This window comes from Streptomyces sp. NPDC059037, from assembly GCF_042740015.1.
GTDB lineage: Bacteria > Actinomycetota > Actinomycetes > Streptomycetales > Streptomycetaceae > Streptomyces.
Window position 1 is genome coordinate 23692 of the sequence record NZ_JBHYIG010000041.1, and the last position, 18854, is coordinate 42545.

Below are 18854 nucleotides of genomic sequence, written 5' to 3' on the forward strand. Positions count from 1 at the left end.
CACTGGGTGGTGGCGGCGTCTCCCCCCCGGGTCTACCGCCCCATTCACCCGGCCCCCGAACCCCGCGCCGGGCCCCTTATTCGTGTCTCGGGGCTGCCGGCCTTCTGACATTTGTCATGCGAGCCGGTGACAGCGCGCACTGCTCCGGCGCCCGACGCCGGGGGACGCTCTTTCCATGACCAAGACTGACCAAGTGATCGACGTGACCGATCTTCGGCGCGTGTACGGGGGCGGTTTCGAGGCGGTCCGGGGGGTGTCGTTCTCCGTCGGGCGCGGTGAGCTCTTCGCGCTGCTCGGGACCAATGGGGCCGGTAAGACCTCCACCGTCGAACTCCTCGAAGGGCTCGCCGCACCCGCCGCGGGGCGGGTGCGGGTGCTCGGGCACGACCCCTACGCAGAGCGCGGCGCCGTGCGGCACCGGATCGGCGTGATGCTCCAGGAGGGCGGCTTTCCCTCCGAGCTGACGGTCGGGGAGACCGTACGGATGTGGGCGGGGTGCACCAGTGGGGCGCGGCCGGCCGATGAGGCCCTGGAGATCGTGGGGCTCGGCAAGCGGTCCGGCGTCCGCGTGAAGATGCTGTCCGGGGGTGAGAAGCGGCGGCTCGATCTGGCGACGGCGCTCATCGGGCAGCCCGAGGTGCTCTTCCTCGACGAACCCACGACCGGGCTCGACGCCGAAGGGCGCCGCGAGACCTGGGAGTTGGTGCGGGCCCTGCGTGACAACGGCACGACCGTGCTGCTCACCACGCACTACCTCGAGGAGGCCGAGAACCTCGCCGACCGGCTCGCGATCCTGCACGAGGGGCGGATCGCGGCCGAGGGGCGCGTCGCCGACGTGGTGGCCGCGCAGCCGTCGCACGTCTCCTTCGAGCTGCCCGCCGGGTACTTCGTCGGGGATCTGCCGCCGCTCGGCGAGCTCGGCGTGAGCGGACACGAGGTGACCGGCGGGCGGGTCCGGCTGCGGACGCATGAGCTGCAGCGGGCCGCCACGGGTCTCCTTGTGTGGGCGCGGGACGCCCAGGTGGAACTGCGAGGGCTCGATGTGCGGGCGGCATCGCTGGAGGAGGCGTTCCTGCGGATCGCGCGGGACGCCGAGGGTGGCGCGGGTGCGGGTGCAGGCGCAGGTGCGGGTGCGGGTTCGGGCGTGGCGGAGAAGGAGACGGTGGCATGAGTGCGGTGACGGTGAGCGGGACCACCGCTCTGACGACTCCCGCGCGGCGGATGCGGGCGCTCGCGCGGGCCGAGCTGACGTTGCTCGGGCGTACCAAGGGGACGTTGTTCGGCGCGCTGTTCGTGCCGCTCGTGATGCCGTTCAGCCTGCACCAGGCCGCGGACGGCATGGACCTGAAGGGCGCCGGCCTCTCGGTCGGGTCCGTCGTGGTGCCCGGAGCCATCGGCGTCTCCGTGCTCTTCGCCGTCTACACGGCGCTGACCACCGTCTTCGCGGCCCGCCGCGAGGAACTGGTGCTCAAGCGGCTGCGCACCGGGGAGCTGCGGGACGCGGAGATCCTCGCGGGGGCCGCGCTGCCCTCGGTCACCATCGGCCTGACGCAGTCCGTCGTCCTGGCGGTCGGCTGTGTCGCAGTGCTCGACGCGGGGGCGCCGAGCGCGCCCCATCTCGCTGTCATCGGCGTACTGCTCGGCCTGGTGATGTTCGCCGCCCTCGCCGCGGTCACCGCCAGTCTCAGCAGGTCCGTGGAGTCGGCGCAGGTGATGTCCATGCCGCTGGCGTTCACGTCGATGTTCGCTTCAGGGCTCTTCATTCCCTTCGAGGTCATGCCCGACAAGCTCGCATCGGTCTGCGAGCTGCTGCCGCTGAGTCCGGTGATCACGCTGGTGCGGGGCGGCTGGACCGGGAATCTCTCCGGGTACGAGACGCTGGGCGCCGTCGCCACGGCGGTGGCCTGGACCGTGGTCTCGGTGTTTGCTGTACGACGGTGGTTCCGCTGGGAACCGCGGCGCTGACGCAAGGAGCGGCACGGTGTTCGGACGGGTACGGAAATGGCGCCGGCGCAGCGGCCTCGACAAGGTCGACTACTACACGCGCGCGTCCCTGCACACCCTGGTGTGGGTCTCCGTACCTCTGGTGATCGCCCTGTCGGTGACCCGGCCGGTGCGCCACTCCGACGCGCCCTGGATGCTGATCTGCGCCGTGGCCGTGGCCGCGGCCGCCCAGGGCCCCTGGACCACGAAGCTGCTCGGGGCCGGGCTCGGCGAGTACCTCGGCGGTGACCCCGTGCCCCGGCGGTGGATCGCCGTCGGGGCGGGCCTCATGGCGCTGACCGTCTCGGGTGTCCTGGCCCTGGCCGCCTTCACCGGGCCCAAGGAGTTCCCCTCGCTCACCATCGCGCTCGCCGCCGCGGCGATGCCGTTCCTCAGCGCGTACAGCCTGCTGGCCTCGTTGCGGTTCAGCTTCCTCGTGCAGTCGGTCGCGACGGCCGCGGTGTGCACGGGGGTCTGGCTGATCGGAGGGGGCATCCAGCTCGTGGTCCCCACCTTCTTCACGGTCGCGTACGCCGGCTGTGCGCTGGCCTACACGATGCGCTGCTCGGCGTGGGTGCTCCGCGTGATGTACGAGCTGCACAACACCCGCGACGTACAGGCCAGGCTGGCCGTCGCCGAGGAGCGGCTGCGGTTCGGGCGTGACCTGCACGACGTGATGGGCCGCAATCTCGCGGTCATCGCGCTGAAGAGCGAGCTGGCGGTGCAGCTGGCCCGGCGGGGGCGGGCCGAAGCCGTCGACCAGATGGTCGAGGTGCAGCGGATCGCGCAGGAGTCGCAGCGGGAGGTGCGGGAAGTGGTGCGGGGGTATCGGGAGGCCGACCTGGCGGTCGAACTCGCCGGTGCGCAAGGAGTGCTGGAGGCGGCCGGGATCGACTGCCGGGTGAGCGGGTCGTCGGCGGGACTGCCGGTTTCGGTGCAGTCGGCTCTCGGGTGGGCCGTGCGGGAGGCGACCACCAATGTGCTGCGGCACGGGGACGCGAGGCGGTGCGACATCACCTTGGCGATCACTGACGAACGTACGACGTTGGTGGTCGAGAACGACGGTGTGCCCGAGGTCGCTCGAGGGGGTACCGGGTCCGGCCTCGCCGGGCTTCGGGAGCGGCTTGCCGCAGTGGACGGGACGTTGGACTTCACCTCCGGCGAAGGGCGGTTCCGCCTGGCCGCGGAGGTGCCCTTGGACCGGGCGCGGGCCGGGCGTCAACAGGACGACCCCCGGCAGGTCCGCGATCAGGAAGCCGAAAGGGTCGCTCCATGAGTCTGCGCGTACTGCTCGCCGATGACGAGCACCTCATCCGCGGTGCTCTCGCTGCTCTGCTGGGGCTTGAGGACGATCTCGTCGTGGTTGCCGAGGCCGCCTCTGGGCCCGAGGCGCTTGCCATGGCCCGGGCCCATCAGCCCGATGTCGCCGTGCTCGATCTGCAGATGCCGGGTGCCGACGGTGTGAGTGTCGCCACATCGCTGCGGGACGAACTGCCGTACTGCCGCACCATGATCGTGACGAGTCATGGCAGACCGGGGCATCTCAAGCGGGCGCTCGCGGTGGGCGTGCGGGGCTTTGTGCCGAAGACCGTCAGCGCGCAGCGGCTAGCCGAGATCATCCGCACCGTGCACGCCGGAAACCGCTACGTGGACCCGGAGTTGGCCGCCGACGCGATCTCCGCGGGGGACTCCCCGCTGACCGTCCGCGAGGCCGAAGTGCTCGAACTCGCCGCCGACGGGGCGCCCGTCGCGGAGATCGCCGAGCGGGCCGCGCTGTCCCAGGGGACTGTCCGGAACTACCTCTCGTCCGCCGCCACCAAGATCGGGGCGGAGAATCGTCATGCCGCGGTGCGTCTCGCACGCGAGCGAGGTTGGGTATAGTTGGCTTCGCGCTTCGGCGCAGTGCGGACGTAGCTCAGTTGGTAGAGCGCAACCTTGCCAAGGTTGAGGTCGCCAGTTCGAACCTGGTCGTCCGCTCCAGATGAAAGGCCCCGGTCAATCGACCGGGGCCTTCTTCGTACGCCGACTACCAGGCCGTGCCCGTCAGACGCTCGTACGCCTCGATGTACTTGGCGCGCGTGGCGTCCACCACGTCCTGCGGGAGCGGGGGCGGCGGCTGCTCGCTCTTGCGGTCCCAGCCGGAGGCCGGCGAGGTCAGCCAGTCGCGGACGAACTGCTTGTCGAACGACGGCTGGGCGCGGCCCGGCCGCCACTCGTCCGCGGGCCAGAAGCGGGACGAGTCCGGGGTGAGGACCTCGTCCGCGATGATCAACTTCTCGCCCTCGAAGCCGAACTCGAACTTCGTGTCCGCGAGGATGACTCCCCGCTCGCGGGCGATGTCACGGGCCCGGCCGTAGACCGCGAGGGTCGCCTGGCGGAGCTGGACCGCCGTATCCGCGCCCACCTGGCGCGCCACTTCCTCGTAACTCACGTTCTCGTCGTGCTCGCCGACCTCCGCCTTCGTGGCCGGCGTGAAGATCGGCGCGGGCAGCTCGGAGCCGTCGCTCAGGCCGTCGGGCAGCGCGAGGCCGCAGACGGTGCGCGATGCGTCGTACTCGACCAGGCCCGAGCCCGTCAGATAGCCGCGGGCCACGCACTCGACCGGGACCATCTGCAGGGACTTGCAGACCGTGGTGCGGCCCTCCCAGTCGGCGGGGGCGCCGGCCGGGACGTCGGTGGAGATGACGTGGTTGGGGATGAGATCGGCGAGCTGGTCGAACCACCACAGGGAGAGCTGCGTGAGGACCCTGCCCTTGTCGGGGATCTCCGTGGGCAGCACCCAGTCGTAGGCGGACATGCGGTCGCTCGCGACCATCACGAGGTCGCCCGCCTCGTTCCGGTACAGGTCGCGCACCTTGCCGGTGTGCACATGCACCAGGCCCGGGACCTCGACAGGCTCGGGCTTTTCTACGAATCCGGACACGGTTCCTCCCCGTGGTTCTGGCCAAGTCCTTTCGATTCTCCCGTATGGGGGGACAGGTTTTGGCCAGGGGGATGCCGGTGGGCGTCGGCGGGCTTCAGTCCCGTTTGCAGATGCGGTCCAGGAGGTTGGCCGTGGCGCGCTGGACGCGGGTGTCCACATGGCCGGGGCGGTCGAGCGCCGGGGACCAGGCGAAGGTGCCGGACGCGAAGACCAGGGCGCCGGACGGGGCGCGGTAGAGGGACGACTCCTGGTGGCGGGTGACGCCCTCGCTGTCCTCGTACGGGGAGTGGGCCAGGAGGATGCGGCCCTGGTGCTCGGGCAGGGCGGTGCGCGGGAAGTAGCGGTCGGCCTCGCCCGCGACCAGACCCTCGATCTCGTCGCCCTCGTGCGCGCCCGTCGCCTCCCACAGCCAGTGGTCGGCATTGCGTACGACGAGGGGGGCGGGGTCCGGGACGCGGCCCGCGTACTGGATGCCGAGCAGCTCCTGTTCCGCCTTGTCCTGCTCGCGCCAGAGGGCGGGCCTGCCGGGGCCGTGGCGCTTGCGGCAGGTGAGCAGGCGGTCCTCGACGCCGGACGGGGAAGGGCCCAACTCCACCTGCCAGTACATGGTGTTGGCGGAGAGGAAGACGAGGGACGTGCCGTGCTCGCGGGCCAGCTCCGTGGTGCGGCGCATGTTCGACGACCAGTACTCGTCGTGGCCCGGGAAGACCAGGCCCCGGTAGCGGGTCGGGTCGATGCGGCCCGCGTGCAGGTCGCGGGTGTCGGCGTACGCGAGGTCGTAGCCGTACCGCTCGGCCCAGCGGATGAAGTCGTAGGCGTGGCCCACGTGCAGGGGCAGGCCCGCGCCCGCGTACGGGCGGTCGAAGGAGACCGTGTGTGCGGCCTCGCTCTCGCCGAGGAGCCGGCCCTTCTCGTCCCATGCGTGATAGAGGCTCGCGCCCGTGCGGCCGTCCTCGGGATAGAGGTTGTACGCCTGCCAGGTGATGTCCGGGAGCAGGAGCAGCAGATCGGCCGGGTGGCTGTCGCGGACCGTGAACGGGACGTGCGAGCGGTAGCCGCCGACGGTGGTGAGCACCGCCACGTACGCCCCGATGTTCCAGTAACTCGGGATCTGCAGACGCCAGGAGAGCCACCAGTGGTGGCAGGAGACCGTGCGGTCGGCGGTGAGCGGGGGCGGCTGGACGATGCCGGAGAGGCGGGGGCTCGTGGTGATCTTCGACGCCCCGTCCCCGCCGTAGTGCCCGATCCGATAGATGTCGACGCTGAACTGCTGGGGCGGGTCCACCGTCACGTGGAAGTCGATCGCCTCGCCGGGGGCCGCGGCGCCGGTGGAGGTGAAGCCCTTGATCTGGCCGTGTACGTCGTCGGCCGTGCGGGGCCCGTTGGTACGGGTACGGGGTGTGGGGATGTTGCGCGCGCCGGGGGCCGGGGCGTGGTCGAGGTACCAGGGGACGACCTGGCCCGTGTCGTCGAAGTAGTGCTCGGCGCCCCGGAGCCAGGGGAGCGGGCCCTGGCCGAAGGGGTCGGTCACGGCGTGCGCCAGCGCGCCCGATTCCCACCTGCGGATCTGCTCCGGCCCCATGTGTACCCCTCCCTCGCTCCCCCGGGATTGCGCTGCGCTGTGCCGTCCGTTGCCCCCGTGCGGTGTTGCCTCTGACATGTCCGGTCCGGCGGTCGGTCCCAGCACATCACATTACGCACGCACTCCGTCACCGTTCGTCGCTAATCGACGAGAACGGAAGAGATCCTTCCGGGAGGGGGTGGGGGGATTGCTACGGGTCGCTGGGGGCGGGCTCGGGGTCGGGGCGGCGCTCGGGCGGGTGCTCGTGCTCGTCCTCGTGCTCGGCTCAGACGAGCCGCACCGGCTTCTCCGGGCGGACGCCCAGCCGGGCAAGCCAGCCCTTCAGGGGGATCGGGTCGCCGTCCTCCACCAGGCTCAGGACGTGCGGCGTCAGGTCCGCCGCCCGCTCGCCGTCCACCAGGAGGGACGGGCCGTCCAGCCAGTCGAGCCCGGGTGCCGCGCCCGCCGTGTCCACGGCCGCACAGCAGACCAGCGCGGTCACGTGGTCGGCGAGCAACTCCCGGCCCGTGCGCACCGGTTGGAGCGGGAAGAGCGGCAGCATGCCGTCGTCCCACAGCGCGTCGTCCGGGCCCTGTCCCGCCGGGGCCGGGCGTGGCGGGGCGGCGGCTTCCTCGCGAGCCAGCTCGGCGGTGAGCCCCGCGGCCAGAAGCCCGCCGGGGCTTTCGGGGGCCACTTCATCCTCGGGGGCGACTCTGCCCTCGGGGGCGAGAGCGAGGTCGTCCGCCGGGTTGACGGAGGTGTGCGGGGCGGGCTGGTCCGGGGCGGATGTGACCGGGGCAGACGGGTCCACAGCGGACGTGGCCGGAGCAGACGTGGCCGGGGCAGACGGGTCCACAGCGGACGTGGCCGGAGCAGACGGGTCCACAGCAGACGTGGCTGGAGGAGCAGACGTGGCCGGAGCAGACGAGTCCACAGCGGCCGGGCCCAGGGCGGACACGTCCAGAGCGGCCGGGTCCCTGGCCGGCTCCTTGGTGTCGGTGCCGGTGCCGGTGTCGGTGTCCGGCGTCGTCAGGTGGTCGAGGACCCGGCCCAGGGTGGGGCCCTTGGCGTCGCGGGCCGTCGGGTCCGTGGCGTGGCCCACGCCCAGGGAGTCGAGGACCCGGTGGAGGCGGGCGGCGTCCGTACGCCATTTACGGTCGACGACCTCGTCCGGATACTCCTGCCAGGCCACCGGCGCCCAGCCCGGCCCCGGCTCGGCGGGCCCGCCGTGGAAGAGGCGGGCGGCAAGGAGCGAAGCCGCCTCGTCCACCGAGCCCGGCTCCTCCAGGAGATCGCAGGCGGGGCGCTCGCCCAGACGGGACGCGAAGCCCTCGGCCAGGCGGTCCCTGCGGGACAGCTCGGTGAGGGCGGAGACCACGCCCGCGTCGAGCCGCGACGGCCAGCGGCCCATCCGCCAGGCGGGCAGCGCGACCTTGGTCAGGAGGCGGTCCCACCCGGCGTACGCCAGGCCGACCTGCTCCTGGGCGACGATCCGCACTCCATAGTCCACAGCCTGGGCGCGCTCGGCGGCCGCTGCCGCGACGCCACGCTCCATCTCGCCCGCGTGCCCCCGGCAGCTGCGCAGGAGCAGCCGGGCCACCCAGCCGACACCGCCGAGGACCGTGCGCGTGAGCGGGCCGCGGCCGGGTGCGGAGGTGACCGCGACCGCCGCGTCGAGCCCGCGCACGAAGCGCCGGGCCGCGGCTATGTCGGGGTGTGCCGAGGGTCCCGTACCGGCCACGACCGGGGCGAGGACCGCGCGCAGCTCACCGACCCGCATCCACCACAGGAAGGGGGAGCCGATGACGAGCACCGGGGCCGCGGGGGGCTGGCGGCGTGGGGCGGGGCGGCCGTCCCGTAGGCCGTTGGTCTCGGCGACCGGCGGGGGCGAGGCCTCCACGGGCGGGCCGTGCGCGGGGTGGGTGCGGTCCTCGAGCCAGCTGTCGCAGTCGGGAGTGAGCGCTATCGCCGATGGCGCCGGGACGTCCATGCGGTCGGCCAGATCCCGCACCAGGCGGTACAGATCGGGGGCCGAGTTCTCGGTGATCGGGACCGTCGGGCTGACGGCGGGCCTGGCGCGGGCAACGACGAGCGCGATGCCCGCCGCGGCGAGCAGCACGACGGCGGCGGCGGCCGTCACGATGCCGCGCGCCACGTCCCAACTCCCGCCGGTGACATGGCCCGTGGCCCCGCCCGCGAGCAGCACGACGGCGACGGCCGCGGGCAGCAGTGCGACGGCAAGGGCCCTGCTGCGGATGCGCAGCACGGCGAGCGCCTGGGAACGCGCGGACTGCACGCCCACCTCCACACCCGTACCTGACACGACCTACGTCACCCCCTGCTGCCTGGTCCGCCTGCTGCCCCGCCGCCGGTGGGGACCGGTGCCGAGGGGCGGACGGCAGCCGCCGATGGATTTGCTCACTCCCCCACTGTGGCACCCGCCACTGACATCGCAATGCCGGTGGTCTGTTTGGCTATGGGCACCTGAACCGCTTGCGCCGCACCCTAGTTGGGGTGCCGGGCATCGTCAGCCGGATGGGCCAGCGGTCACTCGATGGAATGGCTTTGGGTAAAGGTGGATGACGCTCAGGCCCCGGATCGAGTGTCGGATCCGGGGCCTGTGAGCTGTTCGCGGGTGGCGCGTGGGCGGCCTTGGCTACGCCTACGCCTACGCCTCCGCCGCCGCCTTCGCCGCGATGTCGGTGCGGTGCTGGGAGCCGTCGAGGCGGATGCGGGACAGCGCCGTGTACGCGCGCTCGCGTGCCTCGGTCAGGTCCGCGCCCGTGGCCGTCACGGACAGCACACGGCCGCCCGCGCTGACGACCGCGTCGCCGTCGTGCTTCGTCCCGGCGTGCAGGACGTACGCGTCCGGTGCATCCTGCGCCACGACGTCGCCGAGTCCCTCGATGGGGTCGCCGGTGCGCGGCGTGTCCGGGTAGTTGTGCGAGGCGATGACGACGGTGACCGCGGCGTCGTCGCTCCAGCGCAGCGGGGGCAGGTCGACGAGGGTGCCGTTGGCCGCGGCGAGCAGGACTCCGGCCAGCGGGGTCTTCAGACGGGCGAGGACGACCTGCGTCTCGGGATCGCCGAAGCGGGCGTTGAACTCGATGACGCGTACGCCGCGCGTAGTGATCGCCAGGCCCGCGTAGAGCAGCCCGGAGAAGGGAGTGCCCCGGCGGCGCAGCTCGTCGACGGTCGGCTGGAGCACGCTCTCCATGACCTCGTCGACCAGCTTCGGGTCGGCCCACGGCAGGGGCGAGTAGGCGCCCATGCCGCCGGTGTTCGGGCCCGCGTCCCCGTCAAGGGCGCGCTTGAAGTCCTGGGCGGGCTGGAGCGGGACGACGGTGACGCCGTCGGTGATGGCGAAGAGGGAGACTTCGGGGCCGTCGAGGAACTCCTCGATGACCACGCGGTCGCAGGCGAGGGCGTGCTCGCGGGCCGCCTCGATGTCGCCGGTGACGACGACTCCCTTCCCCGCGGCGAGGCCGTCGTCCTTGACGACGTACGGAGCGCCGAAGGCGTCGAGGGCTTCGTCGATCTCCTCGGGGGTGGTGCAGACGTAGGAGCGTGCGGTGGGCACGCCGGCGCCCGCCATCACCTCCTTGGCGAAGGCCTTCGAGCCCTCCAGCTGGGCGGCCTCCTCGGAGGGCCCGAAGCAGGGGATTCCAGCGCCGCGTACGGCATCGGCGACCCCTGCGACGAGGGGGGCCTCCGGGCCCACCACGACCAGCTCGGCGCCGAGGCGGGTGGCCAGGGCGGCCACCGCAGTGCCGTCGAGGGCGTCGACCGGGTGCAGCTCGGCCACGTCCGCGATGCCGGCGTTGCCGGGGGCGCAGTGCAGGGCGGAGATGTCGGGGTCGAGGGACAGAGAGCGGCACAGGGCGTGTTCGCGGGCACCACTGCCGATGACTAGGACCTTCACGGTGGTCAGCCTATCCGCCGCGGGGCTCGCGATTGTGCGGGAGGCCGAGGATGACCCTGGTACGGAGTCGTACGTTCCTCCAGATCTGGGGGCGCTTTGTCCCCCTGCGGGGAGAGCTGGCCAGTACTCGGGTGCGGGTCGTGTCCGGACTGAGCCGCCGCTCCGCGGCGGATGCTTCCCGCCCACCCACCCGATTGCCCCGCAGCGAGGGGCGGGGAGCCCGCGGCGGCCGTCTGACCGCGCGCCGCGGGGTGAACGGGTGGGCGGGTGGGAAAGGCCAGACGCGGGGCGGCGGGACAGCCTGCGCGGGTGGGCGACGCCCGCAGTTCCCGGCCCTGCACCCCGGGGTAAACGGGTGGGCGGGCGGGAAAGACCCGACGCGGAGCGTCCGCACAGCCTGCGCGGGCAGGCAACGCCCACAGCCCCCAGCCCTGCACCGCGGGATAAACGGGTGGGCGGGCGGGAAAGACCCGACGCGGAGCGGCGTGATGGGCGGCGGCTCAGGGCTCGGCTGCTCAGGGCCCCGCAGATCAGGCCCCGGCGGCTCACGGCTCGTTCGTGTACTCCTCGACGATTGTTGCGCCCAGTTCGCGGACGATCAGGTCGTGGCCGGAGAGGGCCGATTCGACCAGGTCGGGGTCGTCGTCGGCCGGGGTGTCGTCCTCCGGGGAGACATGGTCCGGAGTGGCCGGGCGGGGCTGTGGCGCCGGGGCGGGGGTCGGGGCCGGTGCCGGCCGGGACGGGGGCTCCGGGGCCGCTGCCGGAGGCGGTGTCGGCTGGTGCTGGGGGGCGGGGCGCGGGGGCGCGGGGGCGCTTCCCCCGAAGTTGACCGCCGCCGGGGGCGGGGCCGAGCCGCCGGAGGGGTCGACGATCGCCTCGACCTTCCACTGCACGCCGAACTGCTCGGACAGCGCCTGCCGCAGCACGTCCTCGCTGCCGCTGCTCGCGAAGTTGTCCCGCGCTCCCGCGTTGACGAAGCCGATCTGGAGCGTCGTCCCGTCGAACCCCGCCACCTGGGCGTTCTGGCTCAGCAGGATCCAGGTGAACCGGCGGCGGTTCTTCACCGCCTCCAGGATGTTCGGCCACAGGCTGCGCGGGTCGGGGCCGCCCGCAGGCGGCGCCTGGGCAGCCATGGGTGCCGGCGCGGCCGCTGGTGCCGGGGACGGCGTCGGTGCGGGGGCCTGCGGGGCCGGGGCTCCGCTCCCCGCGGGGGCCGCAGTGGGCCAGCCGCCCGGCCGCGGGGCCGCCTCGGCGGGAGCGGGAGCAGGGGCAGCCGCGGGAGCCGCCGGACCGCTGCCCGGCGCCGAAGCCGTCGGCCAGCCACCGGGCCGCCGCTCCCCCGCCGGAACAGAGGCGGCAGGCTCAGGAGCGACAGGAGCAGCGGGGGCGGCCGGAGCAGGCGGAGCCGCCGGTGCCTGGTCGCCCTGCGGCGCCCCCGGCCCCCGTACCGCCGCACGCGCGGCGGCAGGTCCGCCCCCCGGAGGCACCGGAGCCACCGGCGCCCCACCGCCCGGCTGCTGCTGCATCCCCGCATGCGCCTCGGGCCCCGGAACGTACGCCATGGCCGGAGCGGCACCCTGGCCGCCGCCCGCCATGAAGTTGCCGCCACGCTCAAGACGGTCGAGCCGGGCCATGACGGAACGCTCGTCGTCGTACGCCGCAGGAAGCAGCACGCGCGCGCAGATCAGTTCGAGCTGCAGCCGGGGCGAGGTCGCCCCCCGCATCTCCGTGAGCCCTTCGTTCACGAGGTCCGCGGCGCGGCTCAGTTCGGCGCCTCCGAAGACGCCCGCCTGGGCCTGCATCCGCTCGACGACGTCGGCGGGGGCGTCGATGAGCCCCTTCTCGGCGGCGTCCGGCACGGCCGCGAGGATCACCAGGTCGCGCAGCCGCTCCAGGAGGTCGGCGACGAAGCGCCGCGGGTCGTTGCCGCCCTCGATGACGCGGTCGACGACCTCGAAGGCCGCCGCACCGTCCCCGGACGCGAACGCCTCGACCACGGAATCGAGCAGCGACCCGTCGGTGTACCCGAGGAGGGACGTCGCCATGGCATACGTCACACCGTCGGCCGCCGCACTGGCGAGCAGCTGGTCCATGACGGACATCGAGTCACGCACGGATCCGGCACCGGCGCGCACGACCAGCGGAAGCACACCGTCCTCGATGGCCACCTGCTCGCGGCCGCAGACCTCCGCCAGATACTCCCGCAGGGTCCCGGGGGGCACGAGGCGGAAGGGGTAGTGGTGCGTACGCGACCGGATCGTGCCGATGACCTTCTCGGGCTCGGTGGTCGCGAAGATGAACTTGAGGTGCTCCGGCGGCTCCTCGACCACCTTCAGCAGGGCGTTGAAGCCCGCTGAGGTGACCATGTGCGCCTCGTCGATGATGTAGATCTTGTACCGACTGGACGCCGGGCCGAAGAAGGCCTTCTCGCGCAGGTCACGGGCGTCGTCGACGCCTCCGTGGGAAGCGGCGTCGATCTCGATGACGTCGATCGACCCCGGGCCGTTCCGCGCCAGGTCCTGGCAGGACTGGCACTCGCCGCAGGGCGTGGGCGTGGGACCTTGCTCACAGTTGAGGCAGCGGGCCAGGATGCGCGCGCTCGTCGTCTTGCCGCAGCCGCGCGGGCCACTGAACAGGTAGGCGTGATTGACCCGGTTGTTTCGCAGCGCCTGCTGCAGCGGGTCGGTTACATGCTCCTGCCCGATGACCTCGGCGAACGACTCCGGGCGATAACGGCGGTACAGCGCAAGAGACGACACGCATACGAGGTTATAGGCGACCACTGACAACCCGGACCGCCCCAACGCAAAGCGCCCCCCACGCACCCGCCAGAGCCGACCTACCCTTGCTGCCTTCCGGCCCTGGGGGAGTTCAGTCAGATAGCGCCACGTGAGGGGCTGGCCCCCACAGTAGCGGATCCCCCGCCCCGGAAGCGAAGCCGGTCCCGGCCGTGATCGCCCCCGAGGACGATCACGACGTCGACCTCGGGATCGTGTTCGCGAGCACTCCCCAACGTCTTGTATTGTTTGCCGCGGAGGATTCGCCTAGTGGCCTAGGGCGCACGCTTGGAAAGCGTGTTGGGGGCAACCCCTCACGAGTTCGAATCTCGTATCCTCCGCCAGTGCCTCACCGGGCACGATTCGAGTGGGGGGCGCCGGCCGGGGGGGGGGGGGCTGGGGTGGACCGGGGGGTGGCCCCGGCCCCCCCCCTCGCGGCCCGGCATCCGTGGCCCGTCAACCGCCCGCCGGACCCGCGGCCTCGGCCGTACCGGACAGCGCCTCCAGGTCGCTCTTGCGTACGCGGATCACCAGCACGGCGGTGACCAGAGCGAGCACGGCCATGGCGACCGCCGGAATGAAGGCCGTCGAGATCCCCTGGGAGAGCACTTCGTGTCCCCAAGGCGCCGGCAGCTCACCGGTCTTGGCGAATTCGGCCTTCTGCGCCGGCGACGCGTTCGCCATGAAGTCCGCCGCCTGCTCCTTGCCCTCGTCCCGGCTCGCCGTGCCGAACACCGTGGTCAGGATGGAGAGGCCGAGCGCACCGCCCACCTGCTGCGTGGCGTTGAGCAGTCCCGAAGCCGCGCCCGCCTCGTGCTGGGCGACTCCGGAGACAGCGGTCAGTGTCAGGGTCACGAAGTTCAGACCCATGCCGAAGCCGAACAGCATCATCGGGCCGAGGACCCCGCCCACGTACGAACTGTCCGGGGTGATGAAGGTCTGCCAGCCGAGCCCGAGGGCGACGATGGCGGAGCCGACCACCATGAACGGCTTGGGGCCGAGCACCGGAAGCAGCCACTGGGAAAGGCCCGCGCCCACCACGATCGCGACCGTGACCGGCAAGAAGGCCAGACCCGCCTGGATCGGCGTGTAGTCCAGGACGTTCTGGACGAAGAGCACGATGAAGAAGAACATGCCGAACATCGCCGCCGCCAGGCTCAGCATGATCACGTAGGTGCCCGTGCGGTTTCGCTCGGAGAACATCTTCAGCGGCGTGATCGGTTCCTTGGCCCGGCTCTCGACGAACACGAAGGCCAGCAGCATCACGACGGCCGTACCGAACGACGCGATGGTGACGCTGTCCTTCCAGCCCTCCTCGGAAGCCCGGATGAATCCGTAGACCAGAGCGGCCATGCCGAGGGTCGACGTGGCCGCGCCCGCGAAGTCGAAACGGCCCGGGTGGCGCTCGGACTCGTTGATGTAGAGCGGGGTCAGGACGGCGATCAGGACACCGATGGGTACGTTCACGAACAGCACCCAGCGCCAGTCGAGCCACTCCGTGAGCATGCCGCCCGCCAGCATGCCGACGGCGCCACCACCCGACGAGACGGCCGCGAAGACACCGAATGCCCGGTTCCGCTCGGGGCCTTCGGGGAACGTCGTGGTGACGAGTGCCAGTGAGGTGGGCGATGCGATGGCGCCACCGACGCCCTGCAGGGCTCGCGCGGCCAGCAACTGCCAGGGCTCCTGGGCGAATCCGCCCAGAAGTGAGGCGAGAGTGAAGATCAGGATGCCGGCCGTGAAGACCCTGCGCCGGCCGAGGATGTCACCGGCGCGGCCGCCGAGCAGCAGCATGCCGCCGAAGGTGAGGGTGTACGCGCTGACGACCCAAGTGAGGTCCGTTGTCGAGAACTTGAGCGCGCCTTGAATGTGCGGGAGCGCGATATTCACAATCGTCGCGTCGAGTACCACCATGAGTTGGCAGGCCGCGATGATGGTGAGGGCCATGCCGGGGCGGCCCCCACGCCGGGCGGCGCCGGCCGCCTGGCCCTTGTCTAACTGAGAGGTTGTCACTATGGGTCCCCCACAAGTGCGTTAGTGAACGATCCCGTTCACTGTCGCGTCAAACGGTAGTGACTCCCCATCAGCGAACGCAACCGTTCACTGACACTGCCTGGAACGTCCAACGGAGAGATGTTGATGGTTACTTCGCGCTGGAGGGCGGCTTCCGCTCAGCCGTCCTCCCAGCGCCGCCGGGGCCCCGTGCTCGAACGGGCGATCCTCGATGCCGCGCTGGAGCAGCTCAGTACGGTCGGCTGGAACGGCCTGACGATGGAGGGTGTGGCGGCCCGTGCGCAGACCGGCAAGGCCGCGGTGTACCGCCGCTGGCCCTCCAAGGAAGACCTTGTCGTGGACGCGCTGCAGGCCGGTCTGCCGCACCTCGACTCGCCGCCCGACTGCGGGAGCGTCCGGGAGGATCTTCTGCAGCTGTGCAGGCAGATCCGCGAGGCGATGTTCTCGCGTCCCGGATTCGCGCTGCGAGCGGTGCTTCACGAGTGCGACGCCGCGTCGGCCGAACGTTTTCACGGCGTGATCGTCGAAGGCGTCATCGAGCCGAGCGCGGGACTGATCAAGCAGGTCATACGCCGTGGAGCCGAGCGCGGAGAGGTACGTGCCGAGGTCGTCGACCCCTACGTCTGCGATGTCATCCCGGCGATGATGATGTACCGCTCCAAGGTGTGCGGGAGCGAATGGCGGGACGAGGAATTCGTCGAGCTGATCGACCGGGTCATGGTTCCGCTGTTGCGTCGGTAGGGCTGGGTGTCGCGGGCGGCATCCGGCGGCGTAGGCTGATGACGCCATGCCGTACGAACCACCCACCCACACCGTCGAGCGCTCCCTTCGCGCCACGACCGGAGCGAAGATCGTTGCCGGAGTCGACGAAGTCGGGCGCGGCGCGTGGGCGGGCCCGGTCACCGTCTGTGCGGCGGTCACGGGACTGCGCAGGCCGCCCGAAGGACTCACCGACTCCAAGCTGATCAGCCCCAAGCGGCGCACCACGCTCGCCGACGAGCTGGAGAGCTGGGTCACGGCGTACGCGCTGGGGCACTCCTCGCCCGAGGAGATCGACGAACTGGGGATGACGGCCGCGCTGCGGCTCGCCGCCGTGCGCGCCCTTGAGGGGCTGCCGGTACGGCCGGAAGCGGTCATCCTCGACGGGAAGCACGACTACCTCGGGGCTCCCTGGCGGGTTCGTACGGTGATCAAGGGCGACCAGTCCTGTGTCGCCGTCGCCGCCGCGTCGGTGATCGCCAAGGTTCGGCGCGACAAAATGATGGCCGAACTGGGTATCGAACATGCAGACTTCGGTTTTGCGGCCAACGCCGGCTATCCGTCGCCGGTGCACAAGGCCGCGCTGGAGGAGCGGGGGCCCACCCCGTACCACCGGATGTCGTGGGCGTATCTTGATGCGCTGCCCCAGTGGCGGCACCTCAAGAAGGCCCGCAGCTGGGCGGAAGGAAACGTTCCGGAAATCGAGGGCCAGCTCGGCTTCGAATTCTGACGTTTCCGGCAGCTTCACTCGCACTCATGTGCCACCCGCCGACGCGACTCGCATCGGCGTTTGATAGACAACATCGCATGCCTCTCATTCCCGAGGAGCCTCAGATTCACGAGAGTGCCCAGGGTCCCCGCGTGACCCCGGCCAGTGGCCGCACCACGCCGACCCCCCGCCCCGTACCCGGCCCGCGTCCCGCGGCTCCGCCGCGTCCCGGCCGACCGGGTCCCGCCCGGCCGACGCCGCCGGCGCAGCGCACGCCGCGCGAGCCGGCCGTCAAGCCCGGGCCTTCCGCCCCGGCTGCTTCCGGACCGTCCGCCGCTGCCTCCGCCCCGGCGGGTGCCGCTGCTTCGGTTCCGCAGATCCAGCTCATCCCCGCTTCGGCCGAGGGGGCGCTCGACGCCGCCGAGGAAGCCGTCGACCTGCTGCTCGACTCGGGGCGCGCTCCGGGTGAGGTCCTGGTGATCACCACCGGCGACCCGCACCCGTGGGCCACCCACGAGCTGTCGTTCGGCGACGCCTCCTACTGGGCCCAGCACGACGCGGGCGACGACGTCTTCTACGCCGACGCCGCCGCCCTGGGGCGTGCCGCGTCCCGTCCCGTGGTCGTCGTCGCCGTCAACGGCGGCAGCGAGGAGACCGCGGTCGGCGCGCTGCCGACGGCCCTTACCCGGGCCGGTGCCCTGCTGATCGTCTGCGGCGACCCGCAGCGGATCAACGCCATGCTGGGCGCGGGCGTCTGACGCCCGACCCCTGTGGTCGGGCGTCCGCCGTCCGCGACGCGGCCGGATGAACCGGACGCCGTGTGCGTCGCACCTCGCGCGATGCATACGGCGATGCGCGTCGCCCGGTCGTGTCGCGACCGGCCTGGCGGCGGTGGTGCGGAGGGCGTCTCAGCGTGCCGCCGCGCGGCGCAGCACGTCCGATGCCGCGCCGCCGGTGCGCGGGGGTGGCGGTTCGGTCTCGGGGAAGGCCTCGGGGCGTGAACCGGAACTCGGCCGACGGCCGCCGCGGCCCTCGCCGAGCACCTGCCAGCCGTCACGGGTCAGGGTGATGTAGGCACCGCACCGCAGCCCGTGCAGCGTGCAGGCGTCCCGCAGCCCCCACATCCATGCGCCGTCCTCCTGGGTCCAACGCGCTTCACCGTCACGGCAGTAGAGCAGGACGGCGGTGCGCACGGGGGTGCGGCGCCGCAGGTCGTGCGGGATGACCCGACGCAACTGCGCGAGCAGGGCGTTGCGGAACACCCAGCCGTCCGCCGCGCTCGCCCGCCGGGTGAAGGAGGCGCTCGCCCGGAGCCGTTCCTCCGGATCGAGGACGGCGACGACGGCTGTCGCGGGCGTCGGACGGTGTCGGGCGTGCAGGCCGCTCACGACCTCACGCGGATTGCGCAGCAGAGGGATTCCCGCGGCTGACCACTCCGCGGGCTCGAGCATCCGGGCCAGTCGGCCGGCGGAATCGGCGGACATCTCAGCCGACGTCGAAGACTCCGACATCGATGCCGCAGCGGACGGAGCGAATCCGAAGGTCACGGTCCTCCCTTCGGCTACGCGCCCAGAGGGCGGGATCGGACTGGGAGAGCACACCGCGGCACAGCCCTACCGGGGGCACGGGGAGCCGCGCGGGGAGCGGTGCCAATTCTTCCCGTCGTACTGGCTTGCGGCAACGAGCAATTGGGCCTGGCGACCGGTATCTGGCGATGCGCCGTCTATATCCCTGCCCAGGGTGCTCTCGTTGACGCGTACGTCAGCCCTGTACGGCGAGGACCAGCGGCAACACCCCCGTGGCTCCGGCTCGGCGGAGCATCCGGGCGGCGACGGCCAGCGTCCAGCCGCTGTCCGTCAGATCGTCGACGAGCAGCACGGGACCGTCGGCATCCCGGAGGGTGGCTGCGAGCGCGGGAGGCACCGTCAGTGTCCCGTCGAGGGCGCGCAGGCGCTGGGCGCTGTTGCTCCGCGGAACATGCGCGGTGTCGGCCCCCACGGCGTACTCGATCGAGCCGAGCAGCGGAAGGCGGCCGATCTCTGCGATCCGCGAACCCAGCGACTGGATGAGCTGCGGCCTGGTGTGCGAGGTCATGGTCACCACGCCCGCCGGTCGCGGGGGGGGGGGGGCCCGGTGGGGGCGGCCGCCGGGGGGGGGGGCCGGGGGGGCGAGGGCGGGCGCGAACGGTAAAAAAAAAAAAAAAACAC

General features: G+C 72.0%; 14 protein-coding genes, 2 tRNA genes, 1 other RNA gene and 1 pseudogene. 9 read left to right on the forward strand and 9 right to left on the reverse strand.

From position 1 onward, the window contains the following. The first annotated feature begins 175 nt into the window (after window positions 1–175). The 5 genes from ACFWY6_RS11860 (at window position 176) to ACFWY6_RS11880 (ending at window position 3963) form a co-directional block, all read left to right on the forward strand. Window positions 176–1171 (forward strand): ABC transporter ATP-binding protein, encoded by a 996-nt coding sequence (locus ACFWY6_RS11860; RefSeq protein ID WP_384688048.1) that lies wholly within the window; start codon window positions 176–178, stop codon window positions 1169–1171. Continuing rightward, complete coding sequence (locus ACFWY6_RS11865) at window positions 1168–1965, forward strand: ABC transporter permease (protein WP_384688049.1); 798 nt, start codon at window positions 1168–1170, stop codon at window positions 1963–1965. The genes ACFWY6_RS11860 and ACFWY6_RS11865 overlap by 4 nt, the downstream gene beginning before the upstream one ends. Window positions 1966–1981: 16 nt before the next feature. Beyond that, window positions 1982–3259: a sensor histidine kinase gene (locus ACFWY6_RS11870; RefSeq protein ID WP_384688051.1), complete on the forward strand. Its 1278-nt coding sequence runs from the start codon at window positions 1982–1984 to the stop codon at window positions 3257–3259. Further along, the gene (locus ACFWY6_RS11875; RefSeq protein ID WP_384688052.1) at window positions 3256–3864 is read left to right on the forward strand and encodes a response regulator; all 609 of its coding nucleotides are present in this window, start codon (window positions 3256–3258) and stop codon (window positions 3862–3864) included. Before ACFWY6_RS11870 ends, ACFWY6_RS11875 begins: the two co-directional genes overlap by 4 nt. Before the next feature lie 23 nt (window positions 3865–3887). Further along, a tRNA-Gly gene (locus ACFWY6_RS11880) sits at window positions 3888–3963 on the forward strand. A 46-nt stretch (window positions 3964–4009) separates the two neighbouring features. On the opposite strand, the gene ACFWY6_RS11885 is transcribed toward ACFWY6_RS11880, so the two are convergent. The 6 genes from ACFWY6_RS11885 to ffs all read right to left on the reverse strand — a co-directional run bounded on the left by ACFWY6_RS11885 (window position 4010) and on the right by ffs (window position 13291). Continuing rightward, on the reverse strand, window positions 4010–4906 hold the full coding sequence (locus ACFWY6_RS11885; RefSeq protein ID WP_384688054.1) for a phosphoribosylaminoimidazolesuccinocarboxamide synthase: 897 nt from the start codon (window positions 4904–4906) through the stop codon (window positions 4010–4012). A 94-nt stretch (window positions 4907–5000) separates the two neighbouring features. After that, complete coding sequence (locus tag ACFWY6_RS11890; RefSeq protein ID WP_384688055.1) at window positions 5001–6488, reverse strand: N,N-dimethylformamidase beta subunit family domain-containing protein; 1488 nt, start codon at window positions 6486–6488, stop codon at window positions 5001–5003. A gap of 265 nt (window positions 6489–6753) precedes the next feature. After that, a complete protein-coding gene (locus ACFWY6_RS11895) occupies window positions 6754–8790 on the reverse strand; it encodes a hypothetical protein (RefSeq protein ID WP_384688057.1) in 2037 nt (678 codons plus the stop codon). A 345-nt stretch (window positions 8791–9135) separates the two neighbouring features. Beyond that, complete coding sequence (gene purD / locus ACFWY6_RS11900; RefSeq protein ID WP_384688059.1) at window positions 9136–10389, reverse strand: phosphoribosylamine--glycine ligase; 1254 nt, start codon at window positions 10387–10389, stop codon at window positions 9136–9138. Window positions 10390–10934: 545 nt separating this feature from the next. Beyond that, window positions 10935–13148: a DNA polymerase III subunit gamma and tau gene (locus ACFWY6_RS11905; RefSeq protein WP_384688060.1), complete on the reverse strand. Its 2214-nt coding sequence runs from the start codon at window positions 13146–13148 to the stop codon at window positions 10935–10937. Window positions 13149–13192: 44 nt separating this feature from the next. Beyond that, window positions 13193–13291, reverse strand: an RNA gene (gene ffs, locus ACFWY6_RS11910) — signal recognition particle sRNA small type. Between the two features lie 131 nt (window positions 13292–13422). Here ffs and ACFWY6_RS11915 point away from each other — a divergent pair. Further along, window positions 13423–13510: transfer RNA gene (locus tag ACFWY6_RS11915), tRNA-Ser, on the forward strand. Window positions 13511–13622: 112 nt separating this feature from the next. Here the strand turns inward: ACFWY6_RS11915 and ACFWY6_RS11920 are convergent. Beyond that, a complete protein-coding gene (locus ACFWY6_RS11920; RefSeq protein WP_384688061.1) occupies window positions 13623–15179 on the reverse strand; it encodes an MFS transporter in 1557 nt (518 codons plus the stop codon). Between the two features lie 126 nt (window positions 15180–15305). On the opposite strand from ACFWY6_RS11920, the gene ACFWY6_RS11925 reads away from it, so the two are divergent. The 3 genes from ACFWY6_RS11925 (at window position 15306) to ACFWY6_RS11935 (ending at window position 17405) form a co-directional block, all read left to right on the forward strand. Continuing rightward, window positions 15306–15920, forward strand: coding sequence for a TetR/AcrR family transcriptional regulator (locus ACFWY6_RS11925; protein WP_361816711.1), 615 nt, complete (start codon window positions 15306–15308; stop codon window positions 15918–15920). A 46-nt stretch (window positions 15921–15966) separates the two neighbouring features. Next, a complete protein-coding gene (locus ACFWY6_RS11930) occupies window positions 15967–16668 on the forward strand; it encodes a ribonuclease HII (RefSeq protein WP_266871305.1) in 702 nt (233 codons plus the stop codon). A 77-nt stretch (window positions 16669–16745) separates the two neighbouring features. Next, window positions 16746–17405, forward strand: a complete 660-nt coding sequence (locus ACFWY6_RS11935; protein ID WP_384688065.1) for a hypothetical protein — start codon at window positions 16746–16748, stop codon at window positions 17403–17405. 150 nt (window positions 17406–17555) lie between these two features. Here the strand turns inward: ACFWY6_RS11935 and ACFWY6_RS11940 are convergent, their stop codons facing one another. Both ACFWY6_RS11940 and ACFWY6_RS11945 read right to left on the reverse strand, forming a co-directional pair. After that, window positions 17556–18194: a hypothetical protein gene (locus ACFWY6_RS11940; protein ID WP_384688067.1), complete on the reverse strand. Its 639-nt coding sequence runs from the start codon at window positions 18192–18194 to the stop codon at window positions 17556–17558. Window positions 18195–18408: 214 nt separating this feature from the next. Then, window positions 18409–18854 (reverse strand): annotated as a pseudogene (locus ACFWY6_RS11945) (recombinase RecQ); the annotation flags it as partial.

Excerpts from the sequence above, each read along its gene's own strand:
- ACFWY6_RS11860 (WP_384688048.1), top strand. The coding sequence starts at position 176 with ATGACCAAGACTGACCAAGTGATCGACGTGACCGATCTTCGGCGCGTG.
- ACFWY6_RS11865 (WP_384688049.1), top strand. The coding sequence starts at position 1,168 with ATGAGTGCGGTGACGGTGAGCGGGACCACCGCTCTGACGACTCCCGCG.
- ACFWY6_RS11875 (WP_384688052.1), top strand. The coding sequence starts at position 3,256 with ATGAGTCTGCGCGTACTGCTCGCCGATGACGAGCACCTCATCCGCGGT.
- ACFWY6_RS11890 (WP_384688055.1), bottom strand. The coding sequence starts at position 6,488 with ATGGGGCCGGAGCAGATCCGCAGGTGGGAATCGGGCGCGCTGGCGCAC.
- ACFWY6_RS11925 (WP_361816711.1), top strand. The coding sequence starts at position 15,306 with ATGGTTACTTCGCGCTGGAGGGCGGCTTCCGCTCAGCCGTCCTCCCAG.
- ACFWY6_RS11930 (WP_266871305.1), top strand. The coding sequence starts at position 15,967 with ATGCCGTACGAACCACCCACCCACACCGTCGAGCGCTCCCTTCGCGCC.
- ACFWY6_RS11935 (WP_384688065.1), top strand. The coding sequence starts at position 16,746 with ATGCCTCTCATTCCCGAGGAGCCTCAGATTCACGAGAGTGCCCAGGGT.